The organism is Bradyrhizobium sp. AZCC 2262, from assembly GCF_036924535.1.
Lineage (GTDB): Bacteria > Pseudomonadota > Alphaproteobacteria > Rhizobiales > Xanthobacteraceae > Bradyrhizobium.
Genome location: NZ_JAZHRT010000001.1, coordinates 1973636 through 1992095, shown reverse-complemented (window position 1 = coordinate 1992095; position 18460 = coordinate 1973636). Strand labels below are relative to the sequence as shown.

At 61.4% G+C, this 18460-nt stretch carries 17 protein-coding genes; 9 read left to right on the top strand and 8 right to left on the bottom strand.

Going from position 1 to position 18460, the window contains the following annotated elements:
- Nucleotides 1-2 precede the first annotated feature (2 nt).
- Entirely contained in the window at nucleotides 3-212 is a 210-nt protein-coding gene (locus V1283_RS09400; RefSeq protein ID WP_334386151.1) for a hypothetical protein, read from the top strand.
- A gap of 82 nt (nucleotides 213-294) precedes the next feature.
- Here V1283_RS09400 and V1283_RS09395 read toward each other — a convergent pair whose 3' ends face one another.
- Both V1283_RS09395 and V1283_RS09390 read right to left on the bottom strand, forming a co-directional pair.
- Nucleotides 295-1128: a phytanoyl-CoA dioxygenase family protein gene (locus V1283_RS09395; RefSeq protein WP_334386150.1), complete on the bottom strand. Its 834-nt coding sequence runs from the start codon at nucleotides 1126-1128 to the stop codon at nucleotides 295-297.
- Between the two features lie 125 nt (nucleotides 1129-1253).
- Nucleotides 1254-2300, bottom strand: coding sequence for an alpha/beta fold hydrolase (locus V1283_RS09390; protein ID WP_334386149.1), 1047 nt, complete (start codon nucleotides 2298-2300; stop codon nucleotides 1254-1256).
- 224 nt (nucleotides 2301-2524) lie between these two features.
- Between V1283_RS09390 and V1283_RS09385 the strand changes: the two genes are divergently transcribed.
- Genes V1283_RS09385 through V1283_RS09375 form a run of 3 tightly spaced genes read left to right on the top strand, consistent with a single transcriptional unit; the run spans nucleotide 2525 to nucleotide 6694 of the window.
- A complete protein-coding gene (locus V1283_RS09385) occupies nucleotides 2525-3823 on the top strand; it encodes a hypothetical protein (RefSeq protein WP_334386148.1) in 1299 nt (432 codons plus the stop codon).
- A 17-nt stretch (nucleotides 3824-3840) separates the two neighbouring features.
- Complete coding sequence (locus V1283_RS09380) at nucleotides 3841-6012, top strand: hydantoinase/oxoprolinase family protein (protein WP_334386147.1); 2172 nt, start codon at nucleotides 3841-3843, stop codon at nucleotides 6010-6012.
- A gap of 1 nt (nucleotide 6013) precedes the next feature.
- Entirely contained in the window at nucleotides 6014-6694 is a 681-nt protein-coding gene (locus V1283_RS09375) for a hypothetical protein (RefSeq protein WP_334386146.1), read from the top strand.
- A gap of 115 nt (nucleotides 6695-6809) precedes the next feature.
- Here the strand turns inward: V1283_RS09375 and V1283_RS09370 are convergent, their stop codons facing one another.
- Nucleotides 6810-7808: a LacI family DNA-binding transcriptional regulator gene (locus V1283_RS09370; protein WP_334386145.1), complete on the bottom strand. Its 999-nt coding sequence runs from the start codon at nucleotides 7806-7808 to the stop codon at nucleotides 6810-6812.
- Nucleotides 7809-7917: 109 nt separating this feature from the next.
- Here V1283_RS09370 and V1283_RS09365 point away from each other — a divergent pair, with 109 nt between their 5' ends.
- From V1283_RS09365 to V1283_RS09355, 3 genes are all read left to right on the top strand, one after another.
- Entirely contained in the window at nucleotides 7918-8787 is an 870-nt protein-coding gene (locus V1283_RS09365) for a phytanoyl-CoA dioxygenase family protein (RefSeq protein WP_334386144.1), read from the top strand.
- Nucleotides 8788-8874: 87 nt separating this feature from the next.
- Nucleotides 8875-10230 (top strand): MFS transporter, encoded by a 1356-nt coding sequence (locus V1283_RS09360; RefSeq protein WP_334386143.1) that lies wholly within the window; start codon nucleotides 8875-8877, stop codon nucleotides 10228-10230.
- Nucleotides 10231-10233: 3 nt separating this feature from the next.
- A complete protein-coding gene (locus V1283_RS09355; protein WP_334386142.1) occupies nucleotides 10234-11088 on the top strand; it encodes a sugar phosphate isomerase/epimerase family protein in 855 nt (284 codons plus the stop codon).
- A 120-nt stretch (nucleotides 11089-11208) separates the two neighbouring features.
- On the opposite strand, the gene V1283_RS09350 is transcribed toward V1283_RS09355, so the two are convergent.
- From V1283_RS09350 to V1283_RS09335, 4 genes are all read right to left on the bottom strand, one after another.
- Nucleotides 11209-12663: an acetamidase/formamidase family protein gene (locus V1283_RS09350; RefSeq protein WP_334386141.1), complete on the bottom strand. Its 1455-nt coding sequence runs from the start codon at nucleotides 12661-12663 to the stop codon at nucleotides 11209-11211.
- 348 nt (nucleotides 12664-13011) lie between these two features.
- Complete coding sequence (locus V1283_RS09345) at nucleotides 13012-13152, bottom strand: hypothetical protein (RefSeq protein WP_334386140.1); 141 nt, start codon at nucleotides 13150-13152, stop codon at nucleotides 13012-13014.
- 15 nt (nucleotides 13153-13167) lie between these two features.
- Entirely contained in the window at nucleotides 13168-13884 is a 717-nt protein-coding gene (locus tag V1283_RS09340; protein WP_334386139.1) for an SDR family oxidoreductase, read from the bottom strand.
- Between the two features lie 48 nt (nucleotides 13885-13932).
- The gene (locus V1283_RS09335) at nucleotides 13933-15528 is read right to left on the bottom strand and encodes a class I adenylate-forming enzyme family protein (protein WP_334386138.1); all 1596 of its coding nucleotides are present in this window, start codon (nucleotides 15526-15528) and stop codon (nucleotides 13933-13935) included.
- Nucleotides 15529-15759: 231 nt separating this feature from the next.
- Between V1283_RS09335 and V1283_RS09330 the strand changes: the two genes are divergently transcribed.
- Nucleotides 15760-16503, top strand: coding sequence for an SDR family NAD(P)-dependent oxidoreductase (locus tag V1283_RS09330; RefSeq protein WP_334386137.1), 744 nt, complete (start codon nucleotides 15760-15762; stop codon nucleotides 16501-16503).
- Between the two features lies 1 nt (nucleotide 16504).
- The gene (locus tag V1283_RS09325; protein ID WP_334386136.1) at nucleotides 16505-17182 is read left to right on the top strand and encodes a glutathione S-transferase family protein; all 678 of its coding nucleotides are present in this window, start codon (nucleotides 16505-16507) and stop codon (nucleotides 17180-17182) included.
- Nucleotides 17183-17216: 34 nt separating this feature from the next.
- Here V1283_RS09325 and V1283_RS09320 read toward each other — a convergent pair whose 3' ends face one another.
- Nucleotides 17217-18416, bottom strand: a complete 1200-nt coding sequence (locus V1283_RS09320; protein ID WP_334386135.1) for a CaiB/BaiF CoA transferase family protein — start codon at nucleotides 18414-18416, stop codon at nucleotides 17217-17219.
- Nucleotides 18417-18460: the final 44 nt, after the last annotated feature.

The following is an 18460-nucleotide window of genomic DNA, read 5'->3' as shown; positions in this document are numbered from 1 at the left end:
CGATGCCCGTCAAAATCAAACTCGGTCTTTCACTGCTCGTCGTGCTGGTCACGGCGATTGCCGCCTATTTCCAGCACGCACTGGGACATGATATCCTGCAGTATGTCGTCGCCTTCCTCGGATTTTTCATGATCTTTGCGATGTGGTTGTTTCCCGAGGTCAAGCGCGAGGAATCGGCCGGCGGAGTTAGCCGCGACGGCGTGCATCAATAGGCTATCGCGTTCATTGACCAGGGAATCCGCGGCCGCGGCGAAGGACGGACGTCCCGCGCCGAGGCATGGCGGGCAAAAACCACTAGGCACGGTACGCGGTTTTGTCGGTCCCGCGATAAAGCACCCGCACCTGCTCGTCTGACACCATCTTGTGGAACGCCAGCGCTTCCGGCTCGAGGTCCTTCTTCGGCACATATTCGGGCTGGAAATGGCCGTAAGTATCCTTGCCGCGCACCAGCGTCGCCCAATCCCGTTGCCCGACCGCCTGCTTGAGATGTGTCGGGATATAGCGCACCGCCAAACCGATACGCCGCTCGTCAGAACGGTTCGGCTCCGATCCGTGGAACAGCAACACATGGTGCAGCGAAGCCTGGCCTGGCTTGAGTTCGACATAGACAGCCTTGTCCTCGTCGACCTTGACTGCAATCTCCTGACCACGCGTCAGAAGGTTATTCTGGTCGAAAGTATCCTCATGCTTGACCTGCTCCTTGTGGGTGCCGGCGACGAATTTCATGCAGCCGGAGACCCTGTTTGCCGGCGACATGGCAATCCAGGCCGTCGCCACATCGGATGAACTGAGACCCCAATAGGTCGCGTCCTGATGCCAGGAAACGAAGCCCGGATCGTGCGGCTCCTTGATGAAGAAGCTGGTGTTCCAGCACAGGATGTTGGGCCCAAGCAAATCTTCCATGGCATCAAGGATTTTGGGATGCCGGATCATGTCGTTGATCCAGGTAAAGAGCACATGACTGCGATGCCGCATTTCGCCTTTGATCGGCCCCCCGGTGCTGGCTTCATAGGCTTCCAACTTCTGACGAAAGCCGGCCACCTCGCTTTCGCTCAAGGCATCGACCGGAAAATGATAGCCGCGTTCGCGGAAGTTGGCGACGTCACTGTCGCTCAGCAGTTTTGACATGGATTTCCTCCAGAACTTTTGATTTTTTGTTTGAAGCGCAGCAGAGCTTTGATTGAAGGTGATCCTGGCGTCAGGCTCTGTCAAGCAGCGCTGACGGTCGGTAACAGTTGCAGGTTACGCAGAGCTCAAGCGGTGAGCCGGACCATGAACTCGCTGATTGCGCTGCAGATGCCTGCGAGTTGTGTCGAGGTCTCCGCCGCAACGGCGTGACCGGCATTGCCGCCCAAACGCACCAGCGTGGCGTTCGGAATGAGGGCTGCCGCTTCCACCGCATCCTCGACCGGATTGTAGAGGTCGAGCTCCGGGACGAGAAGCAGCGTTCGTGCCCGGATCGTTCGCAATGCAGCAGCCGTGTCGCCCCCCATTCCACGTGTCGTCCCGACATCATGGGCGTCATAGGCAAAGCTCTGATAGACCCAGTCGACCGGATCCGGGCCTGTCTTGCGCGCAAGAGCGACTGCATCGGCGACGGCGCCGGGCACGGCGCTCGCGGCGATGGCCTCAAGCGCGCCGGGCGTCCGATTGGTGATCACGCGCGTTTGCGCGGCCCAGGCGTCGTAACCACCGCCAAAGGGACCTGATGGCCATCCTGGGTCGGTCATCAGAATGCGGCGGGCGACCTCGTTCACGGCGACCGACCAGCTACGGGTTCGCGCCATCGGCACCAGCGCAACGATACCGCGCATGTAATCTGGATCACTGACGCCCCACTGCAGCGCCTGCATGCCGCCCATCGAAGCGCCGACCACAGCGACTAGCTGCCTGATGCCAAGCGCGTCGAGCAATTTGCGCTGGCTGGCCACCATGTCTCGTATCGTAAACCTTGGAAAGGTCAGATCGGGCTGCGTTCGGCTGTTGCTCGGCGAGGTGCTCATGCCGTTGCCGATCGCATCGGCACAGATGATGAAGTGGCGGTCGGAGTCGAGCGGCCGGCCCGGCCCGATCAGGAAGTCGAGCCGATGATGGGTCGAGCCGATGGCCGTCAGGACGAGGACGACGTTGTCGCTGGCCGGCGTGCGTGTCCCGTGCGTTGCATAGCTGATCTCGAAATCGCGAATGACTTCGCCGCTCTCGAGCGGAAAGTCCCCGAGTCCCAGCGTTTGATGCGGGCGGTCGATCCAGCCGGGCTGCAGCGCTGGATGACGCCAGCGGTTTGTTCGCGATGGGCTCATTACCTGAAACTATAGAGTGGCATGCGCGAAGTCGAAGTTTGTTTTGGCGCATGGTGCCTGTCGCAGTTGCTGCGACGCAAACGGTCAGCCGTGCGCGAGTTCTCGACGACCTGCACGCAGCGGGTATCATTCCCAGACTTTGCTTGTCCTCGCCGGCAATTGTGCGAGACTTCTGTTCGCGAAGGCCGCGATCAAGAAGGCCAGCGAACGGGGAAAGGAACACCATGAGCGAGCTTGGGGTTGGCGTTGGGCTGCTGGTTGCATTTCTGGCGGTCGTCGTATTGATCATCCGCGGGCAGAGCCCGATCATCATGCTTCTGTTGCTTGCGATTGTCTGGGCGGTCATCGCAGGCATCGGCATCGACGATATCCAGAAAAAGATCATCCAGGGTGGTGGCGTTGCCTATGCCAGCGCCGTGATCATCATCGTGTTCGGCGCCTGGTTCGCGCAGGTGCTGATCCAGACGGGTATCGCAGAGAGCGTGATCCGCTCTGCGGTGGAACTCGCCGGCGACCGACCGCTGGTCACCGCGATGATTGTAACGCTGGTCACGGCACTGTTGTTCTCGTCGATGTACGGCGTCGGCGCCGCGATTGCGATCGGCGTCATCGCGATACCGATCATGCTGGGTCAAGGCATCCCGCCGCAGGTCGCCGCGCCAGCGTTCACGATGGGGATCGGCGCCGGCACATTCGTCAATCTCGTTCAATTCGGAACATTTCAGAAGCTGTTTCCCGGCCTTAAATACGAAGCGCCCTATTTGACCTATTGGGCGATCGGGATGGGCGTCTACATTCTGGCAGCCTGGCTGCTCGAAGCCTTCTATCTCCGTAACGGCGCGCGGCGAATGGCCTCCGTCGACGTTGCCGGCGCCGGCGAAGCCCCGGTCCGCAAGCGGACGCCCTACTACACCTATATCGTCCCGATCTTCCCGGTCCTCATGATCCTGATCATGAAATGGGACATCATCCCGACCTTCATTCTCTCCATCGTGCTGGCGCTTGTGCTGACCGGCCGCGATCGTTCGTTGCAAGGGAGCGTCAATCTCTTCAACAAGACGTTCGCCGACGCGTTTCCTGATATCGCGACCATCGCCGCGCTGTGGACCATCTGCGGAATGATCATCGTCGCGGGGCAGACGCCCGAGGTCGCCAACTCGCTGAAACCGATCTTCGCGCCAATCCTCCCGCACACGCCGTTGCAGGCCGCGGTGTTCTTCGGCGTGCTGGGCGGCATCGGCAGCATCTATCGCGGCCCCCTGGTGGTGATCGGAACGGGAGCGGCATTGCTCGCCATTATCCTCGCCAACAAGGACATCCCGATTCCATATCTTTACTCGATCTGGCTGGCACCGACCGTGCTGCAGGGGAGCATGGATCCGACCAATTCATGGACGCTGTGGACGATCGGACACACCAAGGTCAGTCATGGCCAGTTCCTGAAGACGGCCCTTCCCTTCGGTTGCCTGATGGTCGCGGTCAATTCGTTGATCTGCTACCTGATGCTGGGTTCGTTGAACTAGACGATGGAGGCCGACGCTTGACCGAACCGTCCGCACCAGCCCGCGCCTATCGTATCGGCATCGATGTGGGCGGCACCTTCACCAAGGCCGTCCTCATCGACAACGCAACCCATGACGTGATCGGCCGCTTCTCCGTGCTGACCACGCATTCCGATCCTCGCGGGGTGGCAAAGGGCGTTGTGGAAGTTTTCCGCACCGTCCTCGAACGCTCGGGCGTGGATCCCGGGGAAGTCATCTTCCTCGCCCACTCGACCACACAGGCCACCAATGCATTGCTCGAAGGCGACGTGGCCAAGGTCGGCGTCATCGGCATGGCGACACGGGTCGAGTCGCTGCTTGCCAAAGGCCAGAGCGCGATGAAGCCGATCGAGCTCGCACCCGGCCGTCATTTGAAGCCGGTAAACCGGTTCATCACCAAGGAGACGCTGACCGACGACACCGGCCGCAAGGCGATCGAGGAACTGAAGGCGGAAGAGGTGAAGGTCATCGTCGCCAGCTCGGCCTTTGGAGTCGACGACAGCGAAGCGGAAGAAAAAATACGCGGGCTGGTGGTGGACGCCGGCCTCGCCGCAACCTGCGGTCACGAAATTACTAAGCTTTACGGCCTGACGACCAGGACGCGCACGGCCGTGATCAATGCCAGCATCCTGCCGAAGATGATCGATACCGCTGTCATGACCGAGGCCAGCGTTCGCGAAGCCGGAATTTTGGCGCCCTTGATGATCATGCGCGGCGACGGCGGCGTGATGGACATCGCCGAGATGCGCCGGCGCCCGGCCATGACCATGCTTTCCGGTCCAGCCGCAAGCGTCGCCGGCGCCTTGATGCATTTGCGTGTGACCGACGGCATCTATTTCGAGGTCGGCGGCACCAGCACCAATATCGGTGTTATCAGGAACGGACGTCCGACGGTCAAATATGCGCGGGTCGGTGGCCACGAGACGTACGTCAGTTCGCTCGACGTGCGCGTGATCGGTATCGCGGGCGGCAGCATGGTGCGAATCAAGGACGGCAAGCTTGTGGATGTCGGGCCGCGCAGCGCCCACATCGCCGGACTGCCCTATTCGGCTTTCGCCAAACCTGAAGACATCATCGATCCCGTCATCGAGCTGTTTCGACCGAAGTCCGACGATCCCGACGATTACGTCGCCGTGCGCTCGGCCAGCGGCATCCGCTATGCCATCACCAACACCTGCGCCGCCAACGTGCTGGGCTACGCCAAGCCGGGCTTGCATGCATACGGCAACCCGGAATCCGCGCAGCGCGCAATGGCCGCACTTGCTGGCATGATCGGCAAGTCAATTGAGGACACCGCGCGCGCCATCCTTGATACCGCGACTGACAAGGTCATTCCTGTCGTCGACGACTTGATGGCGGAATACAAGCTCGATCGCGATCAGGCCGTATTGGTTGGCGAAGGCGGTGGCGCGGCCGCGCTTATTCCTCACGCATCGAGCCGCACCGGCCTTCATCACGTCATCTCAAAAGACGCAGAGGTCATTTCCTCGATTGGCGTCGCATTGGCGCTGGTGCGCGATGTGGTCGAGCGCGTGCTTCCCAACCCGACGCCTGAGGATCTCCGCCGTATCCGGCGCGAGGCGTTCGAGGCCGTGGTCAAGCTCGGCGCGGCGCCTGAAAATGTCGAAGTAACCATCGAGGTCGACCAGCACACACACCGTGTCCGCGCGACCGCGATGGGCGCCTCGGAGATGCGCGCCCGCCAGCGCAACGATGAAGTCGGGGAGCTCGAGGCCAAGGAAATAGCCGCCAAGGCAATGGGCGTCGGCCTCGAGCACGTAACGCTCGCGGCCGCGACGCCACGTATGCGCATATTCCAGGGTGAGGTGGAAGAGCGGTCCTGGAAAATATTCAAGAAGCGCCGTAGCCCGGTTCGCGCGGTCGATCTTGACGGCGTCATTCGAGTGCAGCGCAGCCATAGCGTCGTGCGCGCAGCCTCGGCAGGCACCGGCTTCGCCGACGTGCGCCGGCTGTGGGAGGACACCACTATTTATAACGGTGACAGCGTTATCACGCCGGATATTTTCGTGATCATCGGCAGTCAGATCATCGATCTTTCCGGCGTCAACTCGATCGAGCAGGCGCTAGCCATCACCCGGAGCGAATTCGACGGGCTGGTCGACAGCGATCCTGTTGCGCTCATCAGCATCCCACCCTCCCGCGGGTTGTAAGATGACTGTCGCGGCGACATATTCACCGCGGCGGATCGACATCATGTCGGCGTCGTCGGAAATGCTCGGTCTCTCCATGCTGCAGGCGGATCCGCACGGCTGGCGGCTGGACGGTGCCACGCAGTTGGCCGCGGTCCGCGATGCGCTGGCGGACGGAGAAGCGACCGCTAAAGAGCTGCATGTGCGCTTTTCCGGCCTCGCCCCGCAAGGCATCGCGCAAGCGTTTCGCGTTCCGATCGAGGTATCGAACGACGACCCGATGGTCGGAACGCTCTGGCGACTCGCTGAATACCAGCAGCGGCCACCTCGCATCTTGTTGTACAGCCGCGGGCTCGCCCTCCTCGAGCGCACAATGGTGGGACCCTTGGCGGAAAAGCTGCTAGGACGCGCGAACCTGCGGGACATTTTTTTGGCACACGAGCTTTTCCATCACCTCGAGGCGATACGAACGGATCAGCCGATCTCACAGCGGTATCAGCCGACCTTGTTTCGAATAGGCCGCTGGCGCTGGCGCACCGGCATCGCGGCACTCGCTGAGATCGCCGCCGGGGCGTTTTCGCAAGCGCTCCTGGGCCTGCCTTGTCACCCCAGAGTGCTCGATCTCGTGGTAATTGACGCCATCTCGCCCAATGCGGTGCCCACGCGCCCGACAGGCAGCCACATTTCGCCAATGAGAAATTGAAGTGGACGCCGTCGCGGGATCTCGACCTTCATACTTCGTGAACTTGGAAATGAGCCCGGTATACCAGCATGCTTCGGGTCTACTCCGGTGGAGATAGCCGGGCCCGTTCGATGGTTTAGCCACTATCCCGAAGGACGAGTTCAAATCCGAGATCGATATGACGCGGCCCTTCCCGCGCCATGATCAATTTTGCCGCGGTGCGCCCGATCGCATCGCCGTTCACACGGATGGTGGAAAGACTTGGCGCGATCAGACGGCCCATTTCGAGATCGCCGAGGCCGATGACCGCGACCGGTTGCTCCGCGGCCGGGCCGTCGCGCAGCAAGCCCGCCTTTCGCAGACCGGACATGAAGCCGATGGCATGCGCATCGTTCGCTGCAAACACCGCGTCGACACCGGGTAGTTCTGCAAGGGCGACGACACTGCCGGAGGCGTTGCGATCCAGCACCAGCCGGCGCGGCGCTTTGGCGCCGAGCGCCTGAGCCGTGTCGTTGAAACCGTTCCAGCGCCGCGTGGCGCGCGGATCGTCGCCGCCGATGAACGCCAGGCTGTGGCGGCCTTGCGTCACGAGATGCCGCGCCACCGCGACGCCGGCTTCGTAATTGTTGAACCCCGCAACGGCGTCGATCGGGGTCGCCGGAAGATCCCAGGTTTCCGCGACGGGAATTCCCGCCCGCCGCAGCAACCGCGCCCCGTCTTCCGTGGCGGGCGAGCCCACCATGATGATCGCCTCGGGGCGTCGCGACAGCAATGCGGAGAGCATGTGATCTTCACGTGCAGCGTCGTAGCGCGACTGCGCCAGGATCACGGCGTAGCCGAGCGGCTCCAATTCGTCGGACAAGCCCTGCACCGTATCGGCGAAGATCGAATTGGCGATCGTCGGCACCAGTACGCCGATCGAACGGGTGCGGGCCCTGGCCAGTCCGACGGCGAGTTGGTTCGGCACATAGCCAAGCTCCCGCATCGCGGCTTCGACGCGGCCCCTTGTTTCCGGCGCCACCAGATCCGGCAGGCGTACCACGCGGCTTACGGTAATCGACGAAACGCCGGCCAGTTTGGCCACGGCCGACAGGGTCGGAGCGGAATGGGACTCTTCTGGGCTGGCGATGCTCATCGGGACGACATTAGCGAATGCAGGTCAGGAATGCACGATTCAGCTTGAACATGGCAAATGACAACGTTAACATCCCAAATGACAACGTAAACATACGGGAAGAAAGTCAATGATCTCAGAGAAGGATGTGCAGACTTATCAACGCGATGGCGTGATCGTGGTGCCCCAAGTTCTCGGGGCGGATACGCTTGCCCAGGTTCGCTCGGTGATCGCGGAATTAGTCGCGGGATCGGCCAAAACCCTCGAACACACCGACGTCTATGATCTGGAACCGGGGCATACAGCGGAAAACCCGCGGGTCCGCCGTATCAAGACGCCGCACAAGGTGCACAAAATTTTCGACGAGATCGTGCGCAGCGAACCCGTGCTCGACATCCTGAAAAAACTGCTCGGGCCCGGCCTGCGGCTGCACGGCTCAAAACTCAACATGAAGTCGGCGCAGTATGGCTCGCCGGTCGAGTGGCATCAGGACTGGGCGTTCTATCCGCACACCAATGACGACGTGCTTGCGATCGGCGTGCTGCTGGACGATTGCGACCTCGCCAACGGGCCGATGCTGGTCACTCCGGGCACGCATAACCGTGAGGTCTGGAACCATCACGGCGACGACGGTTGCTTCGCCGGCCTGATCGATCCCGATACGATCAGGGACGAAATCGAACGCGCCGTGCCCTGCATGGGCAAGGCCGGCAGCATGTCGTTTCACCACGTTCGGGCGTTGCATGGATCGGCCATGAACACCTCGGACCGCCCGCGCAACCTCTTGCTGTACGAAGTCGCCGCCAGCGACGCATGGCCGCTGATGGGCGTGAAGGATTTTGACGAGTTCAACAGCCGGCTGCTGTCCGGCGATCCTGTCATTGCACCGCGGATGACCGACGTTCCCGTGCGGTTGCCGCTACCGCCAGCCAAGCGGCAAGGATCGATCTACGAAACCCAGTCCGCGGCAAAGAAGTCCTACTTCACCCGCGCCGCCTGAACTTTGCGAATGCGCCCGTGCGATGCGCGGGCGCCAATGCCTGATGCGACGACCATAAATCAATGAAAAATCAAAACGGGGGAAACGATGACGGAGATGACAGCTGATACCACCAGCCGTTCGCGCTTGCGCGTGATCCTCGCGGCCAGTATCGGGTCCGCGCTCGAATGGTACGACTTCTTCCTGTACGGCACAGCCGCCGCATTGGTGTTCGGCGAGTTGTTCTTCCCGAAAAGCGATCCGGTGGTCGGCACGCTGCTGGCGTTCCTAACCTTCGGCGTCGGCTTTGTGGTGCGGCCGCTCGGTGGCATCCTGTTCGGCATCATGGGCGATCGCTTCGGGCGTAAACCCGTTTTGGTGGCGACGCTATTGATGATCGGCGTCGGCACCACGCTGATCGGCTTGCTGCCGACCTATGCCCAGATCGGCTATTGGGCGCCGGCACTGCTCGTCGCGATGCGCGTCGTGCAAGGATTGGGAGCCGGCGCCGAATATGGCGGCGCGGTGATCTTCCTGGTGGAAAACGCGCCCCCGAAGCACCGCGGCTTCTGGGGCAGCTTTGCGCCGCTCGGCGTCTCCGTCGGCAATCTGCTGGCGGCCGGCGCGTTCGCGCTGGTGACCCTGCTACCGCGCGAGGACCTGATGTCATGGGGCTGGCGCATTCCGTTCCTGGCGAGCTTCCTGCTGATCATGGTCGGCATCTACGTTCGCCTGCGCATCACGGAAACACCTGTCTTTACCGAGGCGGTGGTGGCGCGCGGCAAGGTGGAGCGTAACCCGGCGATGGAAGCGCTGAAGCGGCATCCGCGAAATTTCTTCGTGGTGCTTGGGGCACGACTGGCAGAAAATGGTCTCGGATATCTGTTCCCGGTGTTCGGCCTCAGCTATGTCGTCACGACGCTCGGCGTACCCAGATCCGATGCGCTCAGCGCGCTGATGCTGGCTTTCGTCATCGAGCTCTTCACCATTGTCGGCTTCGCCACGCTCTCCGATCGCATTGGCCGCCGTCCTGTCTATATGTTCGGCGCGCTCGCCGGCATCGCCTGGGCGTTCCCCTTCTTCTGGCTGGTCGGCACCAAGGAGTGGATCTGGATTGCGGTCGCCTTCATCGGCGCACGCGCGGTCGTGACGGCGGCGATGTTCGGCCCGCAGGCGGCGTACTTCGCCGAACTGTTCCCGCCGCAGCGGCGTTTCGCCGGATTCGCTTTCGCGCGCGAACTAGGCTCGCTATTGGCCGGTGGGCCGGCGCCGTTCGTGGCCGCAGCACTGGTGGCATGGTCCGGAAGCTGGTGGCCGGTCGCATGTTACGCAGCACTACTGGCCGGCCTTACCGCGCTCGCGATCTGGAGCGGTCCGGAGACTTACGAGGAGAGCATCACCGTCGACAATACATCCGACGGCCGGATGAATGCCGCGGCGGCTGTGCCGCAGCACGCCACGTAGCCGATGGCGCAGCAACTTCGCATCCTGCAGTCGCTCTGGGCGATGGAGCGGCGGCGGGCGGATAAGCCGGAGTTGCCGCTGCAGACCCAGCTGGAGATGATCCGCGACGCCGGCTTTGACGGCGCCGGTGTCCGGTTCATCGATCCGGCGTTCGCGCAGGAGGTCACTGACTTCCTTCGCGCGAACAGGATGATCTGGCAGGCCCAGTGCTACCCGACCAGCGTTGACGACCTGAAACCGGTGCTGGACCTTGTCGCGCGACTCGGCGCCGACCACGTCAACCTGCAGCCGGACGTGCGGCCGCAACGGCTGGAAGCCTGTATTCCCTTGCTCGAGGGATGGCGGCGGCTGGGTGATGAAGCGGGTGTGGCGGTGCATGTGGAAACCCACCGCGACCGCATGACGACAGACCTGTTTTTCACGCTGCAACTGCTTGATTGCTTTCCCGACCTAAGGCTGACCGCTGATGTTTCGCATTATCTCGTCGGCCGCGAATTCGCCTGGCCGGTGGACGAGGTCAATCACGCAATGATCCATCGCATACTTGATCATAGCTGGGGCATCCACGGACGGATCGCCAGCCGTGAACAAGTGCAGATCTCGCTGGGATTTCCGCAGCACCAAGGCTGGGTCGAACTGTTCATGGGCTGGTGGGAATACGCCATCCGCTCCTGGCGCAAACGCTCAAAGCCTGATGCGGTGCTGACCTTCCTGTGTGAACTCGGCCCGCCGCCCTATGCCATCACCGGGCCTGATGGCGCGGAATTGTCGGATCGCTGGCAAGACGCACTGCGTATGAAGGATATGATCGGGGCGCTCTGGCAGCGAATCGCGGAAGAGGATGCGCGCCCGCGATGACATTCAGGAAGCCGTCAGCTCGGCGTTTCGATATCCGGATCTGGCCTCAGCGCGGTTGATCCGAAATGCAGCGCGACGCGGCCAGCTCCTGCGAAAGCCGACCGCGTCGCTGTTCAGCGATCAGGTCTCGCCGCCGGCGAAGATATCCTTCTTGATGACCGCGTGAACGCCCCAATTTCCATCCACCACCTGGGTGATGCCGAAGTCGACGCCGATCGTAATCAAAGAGATCGCTTCATCCTCGGTCAGCTTCTTGGTTGTCATCAAAAATTTGCGCATCTTCCGGAACGCATCGCGTAACGCAAGGTCGACTGACGATTTCGAGTAGATGTCCGACTGTGCCTTGTCCCCCAATTCGGTGAGATAATTGGCGAAGCTGAAGCCGTGCACCAGCCACTCGTCCCTGGTTTCCAGCATCGGGTAGTCCAGAGCTTCGAGAGCCGTACCGACGAGATCGTTCTTCTTGTGCAGGATGATCTGGAAGGTGCCGTTCAGCGAGCACTCGATCGCCGTACCGCACAGCTCGGAATCCCCCTGAGAAGCGTGCGAGTCGCCAACCGATAACAGGCCACCTTCGACCGCAACCGGATAATACATCGTCGCGCCCTTGCCGATCCGCCAATTATCGATGTTGCCCCCGGTATAGCTCGGCGGGATCGAGTCGACGATATCAGCTTCCTTGGGCGCCAAGCCTATCACGCCGAAATGTGGGCGTATCGGAATGCGCACATTCTTCAAGATGCCATGGTTTTCCTTGATCGTAGAGTGATCGACTGGAACGCCGGGATAGTCGATGGTTTTGTGAACTACGCCGGAGGGGTCGGTCTGCGGAGTCCATTGGAAATTATACACGGCTTTCGCCCAGTTGCGCTCGCCGGTGGCGTCGACTTCGTAGATCGTGACCACTTCGCGCGGCTTTGGCTCGGTGAGCAGATCCTTATAGTGAAAGCCCCACCATGCGGCCGCGTTGCTGCCGAAAGCCTTTCCGGGATATTGCGGATTGGCGCAAGGCCGGGGCGTGACGTCGATGATGCGCAACTCGATCACGTCACCCTCCTGGGCGCCCCGCACGTAGACCGGGCCGGTGCAGATGTGCACGCCAAGGCCCTCGCCTGCGCCACGCCCGAACAGCGAGGCATCCATCGGTCCTGCGCCACGTCGATTTACGCCCTTCTTCTCCTTGGTCCACAGGAACACGCTTTCGGCGCCGGGATCGCCCTTCACCATGCGCTCGGCGTCGTCGTTGGCATGGTGGGTTAATGCCTCAATGGTAATGAAGTCGCCGGAATCGATCTCGACCTGCGGTTTCAACTTCTTGCTGAAATAGCCCCAATGCACTGTGTCGGCGTTTGCCGGCAAGTGGTGATAGGACCGCTTGGCTGGTTGGTTCCGCTCGGCGGCAGCCGCCATCTGCGGCGTCACCAGAGAAATGCCGCCCGCGGTCATCGCCGCCGCGCCCCCGGCCGCGGCGAAGCTGGACCTCAAGAACGACCGGCGTTCCCGATCGAGCGTTTCCTTGAACTTGCGGTGATGCAATTCGAATTCCGGACAGTTCTTGTCGTCACCCGCGCACATCGGATCTCTCCTGGTTTGAACGTGCATTTTACGCGCGCCGTCATCCCATCGCAGTTCATCGGAACAGTCAAACCTGTGCATCATGTCAGTTTGACTGTTGCACGGCGAATGCCCGCATCACCGCTTAACGAAGCCCAAGCGAAATATAGACGCTCGCCTATTGCTTAAGCATTGTGTGCTCAAACTTTGGGAAACACGGACATTGCTTGAGCGCTGAGGGTGTCCACCCTTGCCGTGCAATAAATTCTCAGCAATGGCAGCTACTCTGCCATTCGAGGCGCGTCTGGCCACGCAGTGGTACGCGCAATATATCCGTGAGCTGGGCACGCTTCGAGCGCCGTAACGCCTTCATGCCAGAGCAGCATCTGCTGCTTGGAAAGATCGGTTTTCCGGATTGGGAACGCGCATTTCCGCCGGATAGTTCGCCGCGATGAAGGCGCGCACCTCGTCACGAAACGCAGCGTCCTCGCTGGATAGGTTGAGCTCCATCGTGGGAGACTCCCACTACCACTTCTCGCCGAATGGGCGAATCTCCAGTTCAAAAGTCCAGGCGCTTTTGGGCTGCTGATAAAGCAGCCAGTAGGATTCTGCAACCGACGAAGGCGGCATTAGCAGATCGGGATCGTCCAGTGCGTTCGGGCCAAGCGCCTCGATCCGCCGCTGACGGACCCATTCGGTATCGACGCCGGAATCGATGATGAGATGCGCCACGTGGATGTTCTTTGGACCTAACTCGCGCGCGGTCGCCTGTGCAACGGCCCGCAGGCCGAACTTCGCGCTGGCGAAGGCCGCATATCCCGTCCCGCCACGAAGGCTCGCTGTTGCGCCGGTGAAGAAGATATTGCCTTTGCCGCGAGGAAGCATCAGGCGAGCTGCCTCGCGGCCGGCGAGGAAGCCGGAATAGCAGGCCATTTCCCAGACCTTGCGGAATACGCGCTCGGTCGTATCCAAAATCGGAAAGTTGACGTTGGCGCCGATGTTGAAGATGCAGACCTCCAGCGGCGCGTGCTTGTCCGCGTCGCCAAGGAAGGAAATGATCTCCTCTTCCTTGCGGGCGTCGAGCGAGCGCGCGTGAATTTCGCCTCCGGCTTTCTCGATTTCCTTGACCAGCGGCTCAAGCTTGGCGCCATTGCGGCGCCCGGCGAACACCGTGAAGCCCTCTGAGGCGAACTTCTTGGCGATCTCGCCGCCGATGTAGTCTCCGGCGCCGATCACGGCCACGGTTGCGTTTCTCTTCTACAAGGGTGTTCTCCCAGGTTAGATCTGTCGTCAGCGAAGTTCGGCCGTCTGCGCCGGAGGGGTCTTGCCACCTTCGCCACGCAAGGACTCCGCGAGCTTGTGCTTGAGTATCTTGCCGGTTGAGGTGGCCGGCAAGGCATCGAGGATGATGATTTCGGACGGCCGCTTGTATGAGGTCAGCTGAAATCGGATGAAACTCATCAGTTCCTCCGACGTCGTGCGTGATCCCGGCAGCAGTTGCACAAAGGCGACAATCTCCTCATTGCCATCGGCGGCACGACCGACCACGGCAGACTGCACGACGTCTTTGTGTGAACTGAGGACCGCTTCGACCTCGGCGGGATAGACGTTGAAACCCGAACGGATGATCATTTCCTTGGTGCGACCGACAATGTACAGGCAATCGCCGTCGAAGCGCGCCAGATCGCCGGTATTGAACCAACCCTCGCCGTCGATCACCTTGGCCGTCAGCTCGGGGGCCCGATAATAGCCACGCATCACGTTGCGTCCACGAACGTGAAGTTCTCCGACTTCACCCTTCGACAGCGGTATGCCGTCGACTGTTCTGACCCGGGCTTCTACTCCCGGCAGCAGCGTGCCGACCGCCTGATCCGAGCGTGGCGCATCGAAGCGCACGCCGGATATTCCCGGCGAGCATTCGGTGATCCCGTAGCCGTTGAGCAGCGGAAGGCCGAACTCTTTTTCCACACGCGACTTCAGATTCAGATCCAGGGACGCGCCGGCGACGGCGATCAAGCGTAACGAGCCTCGGGCGAGCCGCTCCACACCTGATACGCTCTTGTATTCCAGCAGCCGCTGATAGGTGGCGGGTACGCCATTGAGGATGGTAACGCCCTCCTCCGCGATCGCCCTGGCGGTCGCAGCGGGGTCGTATTTGCTGACCATCCGCACCGTCCCGCCGACCATCAATGTCATGATCAGGAGCGAAATGCCGACGATATGGGAGATCGGCAACACGAGATAGATCTTGTCGTCTTGATTCATCTTGCGGAAATACGCGGTGGTCTTTGCACTGATCAGCAGGTTGTCATGCGAGAGCATCACTCCTTTCGGGGTTCCCGTCGTTCCCGAGGTGTATATCAGCACCGCCACTTGTTTTACCGGATCGGCCTCCACCGGCTCAACGGTTGCGCTTTCGTTGAGCGGCCCAACGCCAATCTCCGGCAGTGGGCCTAGTCGCCGGTTCTCGGCGCCATAACGCGACGCGTGAGCCGCGGCCTCCTTCGAAATATTTGACGTGAAAAACATCCGGCGGGCGCCACTGTGGTCGCGGATCTGGTCCAGTTCGCGTGCGGACAGTCGCGGGTTGGCGACGATGGCCCAGGCGTCGAGCCGGCTCGTCGCCAGCAGCAACGCGGCGAGTGCAATACAGTTTTCGCTGACAATGATCATCCGGTCGCCGGCCCTGATCCCCAACGAGGAGAGGACGGTCGCGATTTCGGTAACGCGCTGCTCCAGATCGCGGTAGCTCCAGGATTCCCCGTTTTCGACCAGCGCAATCCGGTCGGGGGCTTTGGCAACCTGTATTGCCGTAACTTCGTGGATCCGGCGCGGCAAGCCGACAGCAATCGCGTCGGGATTGATCGTCTCTGAAAGCTCCGCCACAGCTAACCTCCCGACCAAACCATGCCTGTTTTTGCCACGCGGCACATTCTCCCGCTAACTAACGTTCTTTTTTAGAACTCGTCAATCGCCAATTCATCGTCCCTGCACTCCACGAGATCAGAAGGGGCAACCGGGCTGCCCCATTGGTCATTATTGAAAGCCGTCGTTTACAATGCGCCGGCCTGCCGTTACGATTAAAGTATCAAATAGGAACTTAATGGGAGAAACGGAATGGCGGAAAGCCGCGGCGTAGCGATACTTGTAGGCGCAGGCGAGGCCATCGGCGCGGCCGTCGCCCGGCGTTTTGCGAAGGGCGGCTATACGGTTTGCATCTGCAGGCGTGACGCCTCCAAGTCGCAAGGGCTTGTGGACGAGCTGAGGGCTGCGGGACATGACATTCACGCGTTCAGTGTCGATGCCCGTCAGGAAGCAGAGGTGCAAGGTATATTCGCGCGGATCGAGAAAGAGTTCGGGCCCATCGAGGTCTGCCTCTTCAACGCGGGATCGAACGTCAACAAGCCATTGCTGGAGACAACCGACAAGCTGTTCTTCAAGGCCTGGGAACTGGCCTGCTATGGCGGGTTCCTGGTCGGACGTGAGGCTGCCCGCGTCATGCTGCCGCGCGGACGCGGTACCATCTTCTTTACGGGTGCGACCGCCAGTGTGCGTGGCGGCCAGGGATTTGCGGCATTTTCATCTGCGAAGTTCGGACTCCGAGCTGTGGCCCAGGCGATGGCGCGCGAGCTGGGGCCGAAGAATATTCATGTCGTGCACCTCCTGATCGACGCCGGCGTGGATAGTGAAGCTATTCATCAGCGCATGAAGGCGGCCAGGGGGATCGAGGCAAGCGAAATTCCCCCAGATAGCCTGACCAAGACGGCTTCCATTGCTGACGCCTATTGGTTCACCCACCAGCAAAGCAGGGATGGCTGGACCCACGAGCTCGATCTCCGTCCGTCCGTGGAGAAGTGGTAGCATGAACACGACACCGAACCTGACCCTGTGGGGCGTCGGGACAAGCCGCACCATTCGTCCGCATTGGGCCATGCACGAACTGGGTTTGGTCTACGAGACAAAGCCGATCGGGCCGCGAACAGGCGAGACCAAGACCGCTGAATACACCAAGCTCAATCCGCGCCAGAAGGTTCCGCTCCTTCAGGACGGCAACTTCCGCATCGGTGAGAGCGCCGCGATCGTTGCCTATCTGTCGCGAATGTATTCCACGACGGAACGCTCGCTGATTCCGGAAACCAACCGCGAGTATGCCGCGTGGCTGGAATGGTGTTTCTTTATCGTCGCGGAGTTGGATTCAACCAGCCTTTACGTGATGCGCCGCCATCGGGCCGACGCGCTCGGTCCGATCTACGGTATTGCGCCCGAGGTCGTTGCCCGGGCCGGCGAGTATTTCCGCCAGCAGTTGCGCCATGTCGAAGTAGCGCTTGCAGACGGCCGGCAATTCCTGATGGGCGACCGGTTTACCAGCGCTGACATCCTGCTCACGACCTGCCTTGAGTGGGCCGTGGCCTATGGCGTCGGCATTTGCGACAACGCGCAGCCCTTTCTCGAACGCATCAAGAAACGGGACGCCTATCAGCGAGCCGTCGCGGCGAATACCCCGATGGCACCGATCACGCCGCTGCCGGCGAAAGTTTAGAAACCGCCCGCCATTCGCGCGAGAAGGCTTCGGGCTAGATCGCCACGCGCACGCTGCGCTCGGCGACCATCTTGTCGATGGCGCTATCGTCGTAACCCAGTTCCCGCAATACGTCGCGCGAGTGCTCGCCGACCCGGGGAGCAGGCCCGCCGATCGCGGCCGCATTGATCTCGAAGCGGGCCGCCGGCTTCGGCTGCCGCACCCGCCCAACCTTCGGCTGATCGAACTCCGCGATGATTTCGCGCGCGATCACCTGTTCATTGTGGATGATCTCGCCTCGGCGAAGGATCGGCGCGCAAGGGACGTCAGCGGCGTCCAGGCGCTCCAGCCATTCGGAAGTGGTGTGCTGGCCGATATACTCCGCCATCTTGTTGATGCGCGCCGTGGCGTTGACCGAACGCGCCGATGGCGTCGCAAATCGGGGATCCTTGGCAAGCTCGGGATCGCCGGAGGCGCGGCAAAACCCCTGCCATTCGGAATCCGAAATGGTACCAGCCGTGATGTAGCCATCACTGGTTTTGAACACGAGATCCGGTCGATCGTTAGGATCGGCGGCGGTGGTTTCCGAGCCCACTACCGTGTATTGCATCATACCTTCCGGCCACAGGTATGAAATCATCGCATCCAGCATTGCGACCTGAATATGATCGCCCTGCCCGGTCTTCTCGCGGGCGTAAAGCGCCGCTGCCACCGCCTGCGCGGTGAACACGGCGGTCGTCTTGTCACATACGATGGTGCGGATCATCTGCGGGCGATTCGTCACCGGCTGTGACTGGATGTCGGCAAAGCCCGACAGGCCCTGAATGATCGGGTCGTAAACGCGCTTCTTCACATAGGGCCCCGTGTCGCCAACGCCGCTGATCGAAACATAGATCAGGCGTGGATGGCGCTGGCGCAACTCATCGACGCCGAGACCGAGGCGTTCCATGGTGCCGGGCCGGAAATTCTGCACCAGGACATCCGCCTGCGCGACCAGCTTGGCAAGGACCTCACGGCCGGCCGCGCTCTTGACGTCGATCGACAACGAACGCTTGCCGCGGTTTGAAGAGATGAACAGCGCTGAGAATTCGCCGCCTTTGTCAATGGTGGCGCGGCTGCGCCGGGTAATATCTCCGCCGATCGGCTCGATCTTCAGAACGTCAGCCCCCTGATCCGCCAGAAACATGGTCGCGAATGGACCCGACACCACGCCCGTCAGATCGAGGACGCGAACACCGCTAAGTGGGCCAGGCATGGGCATTCTCCCTGAGTTTACATTGATGCGGGGCCGACTGAGTT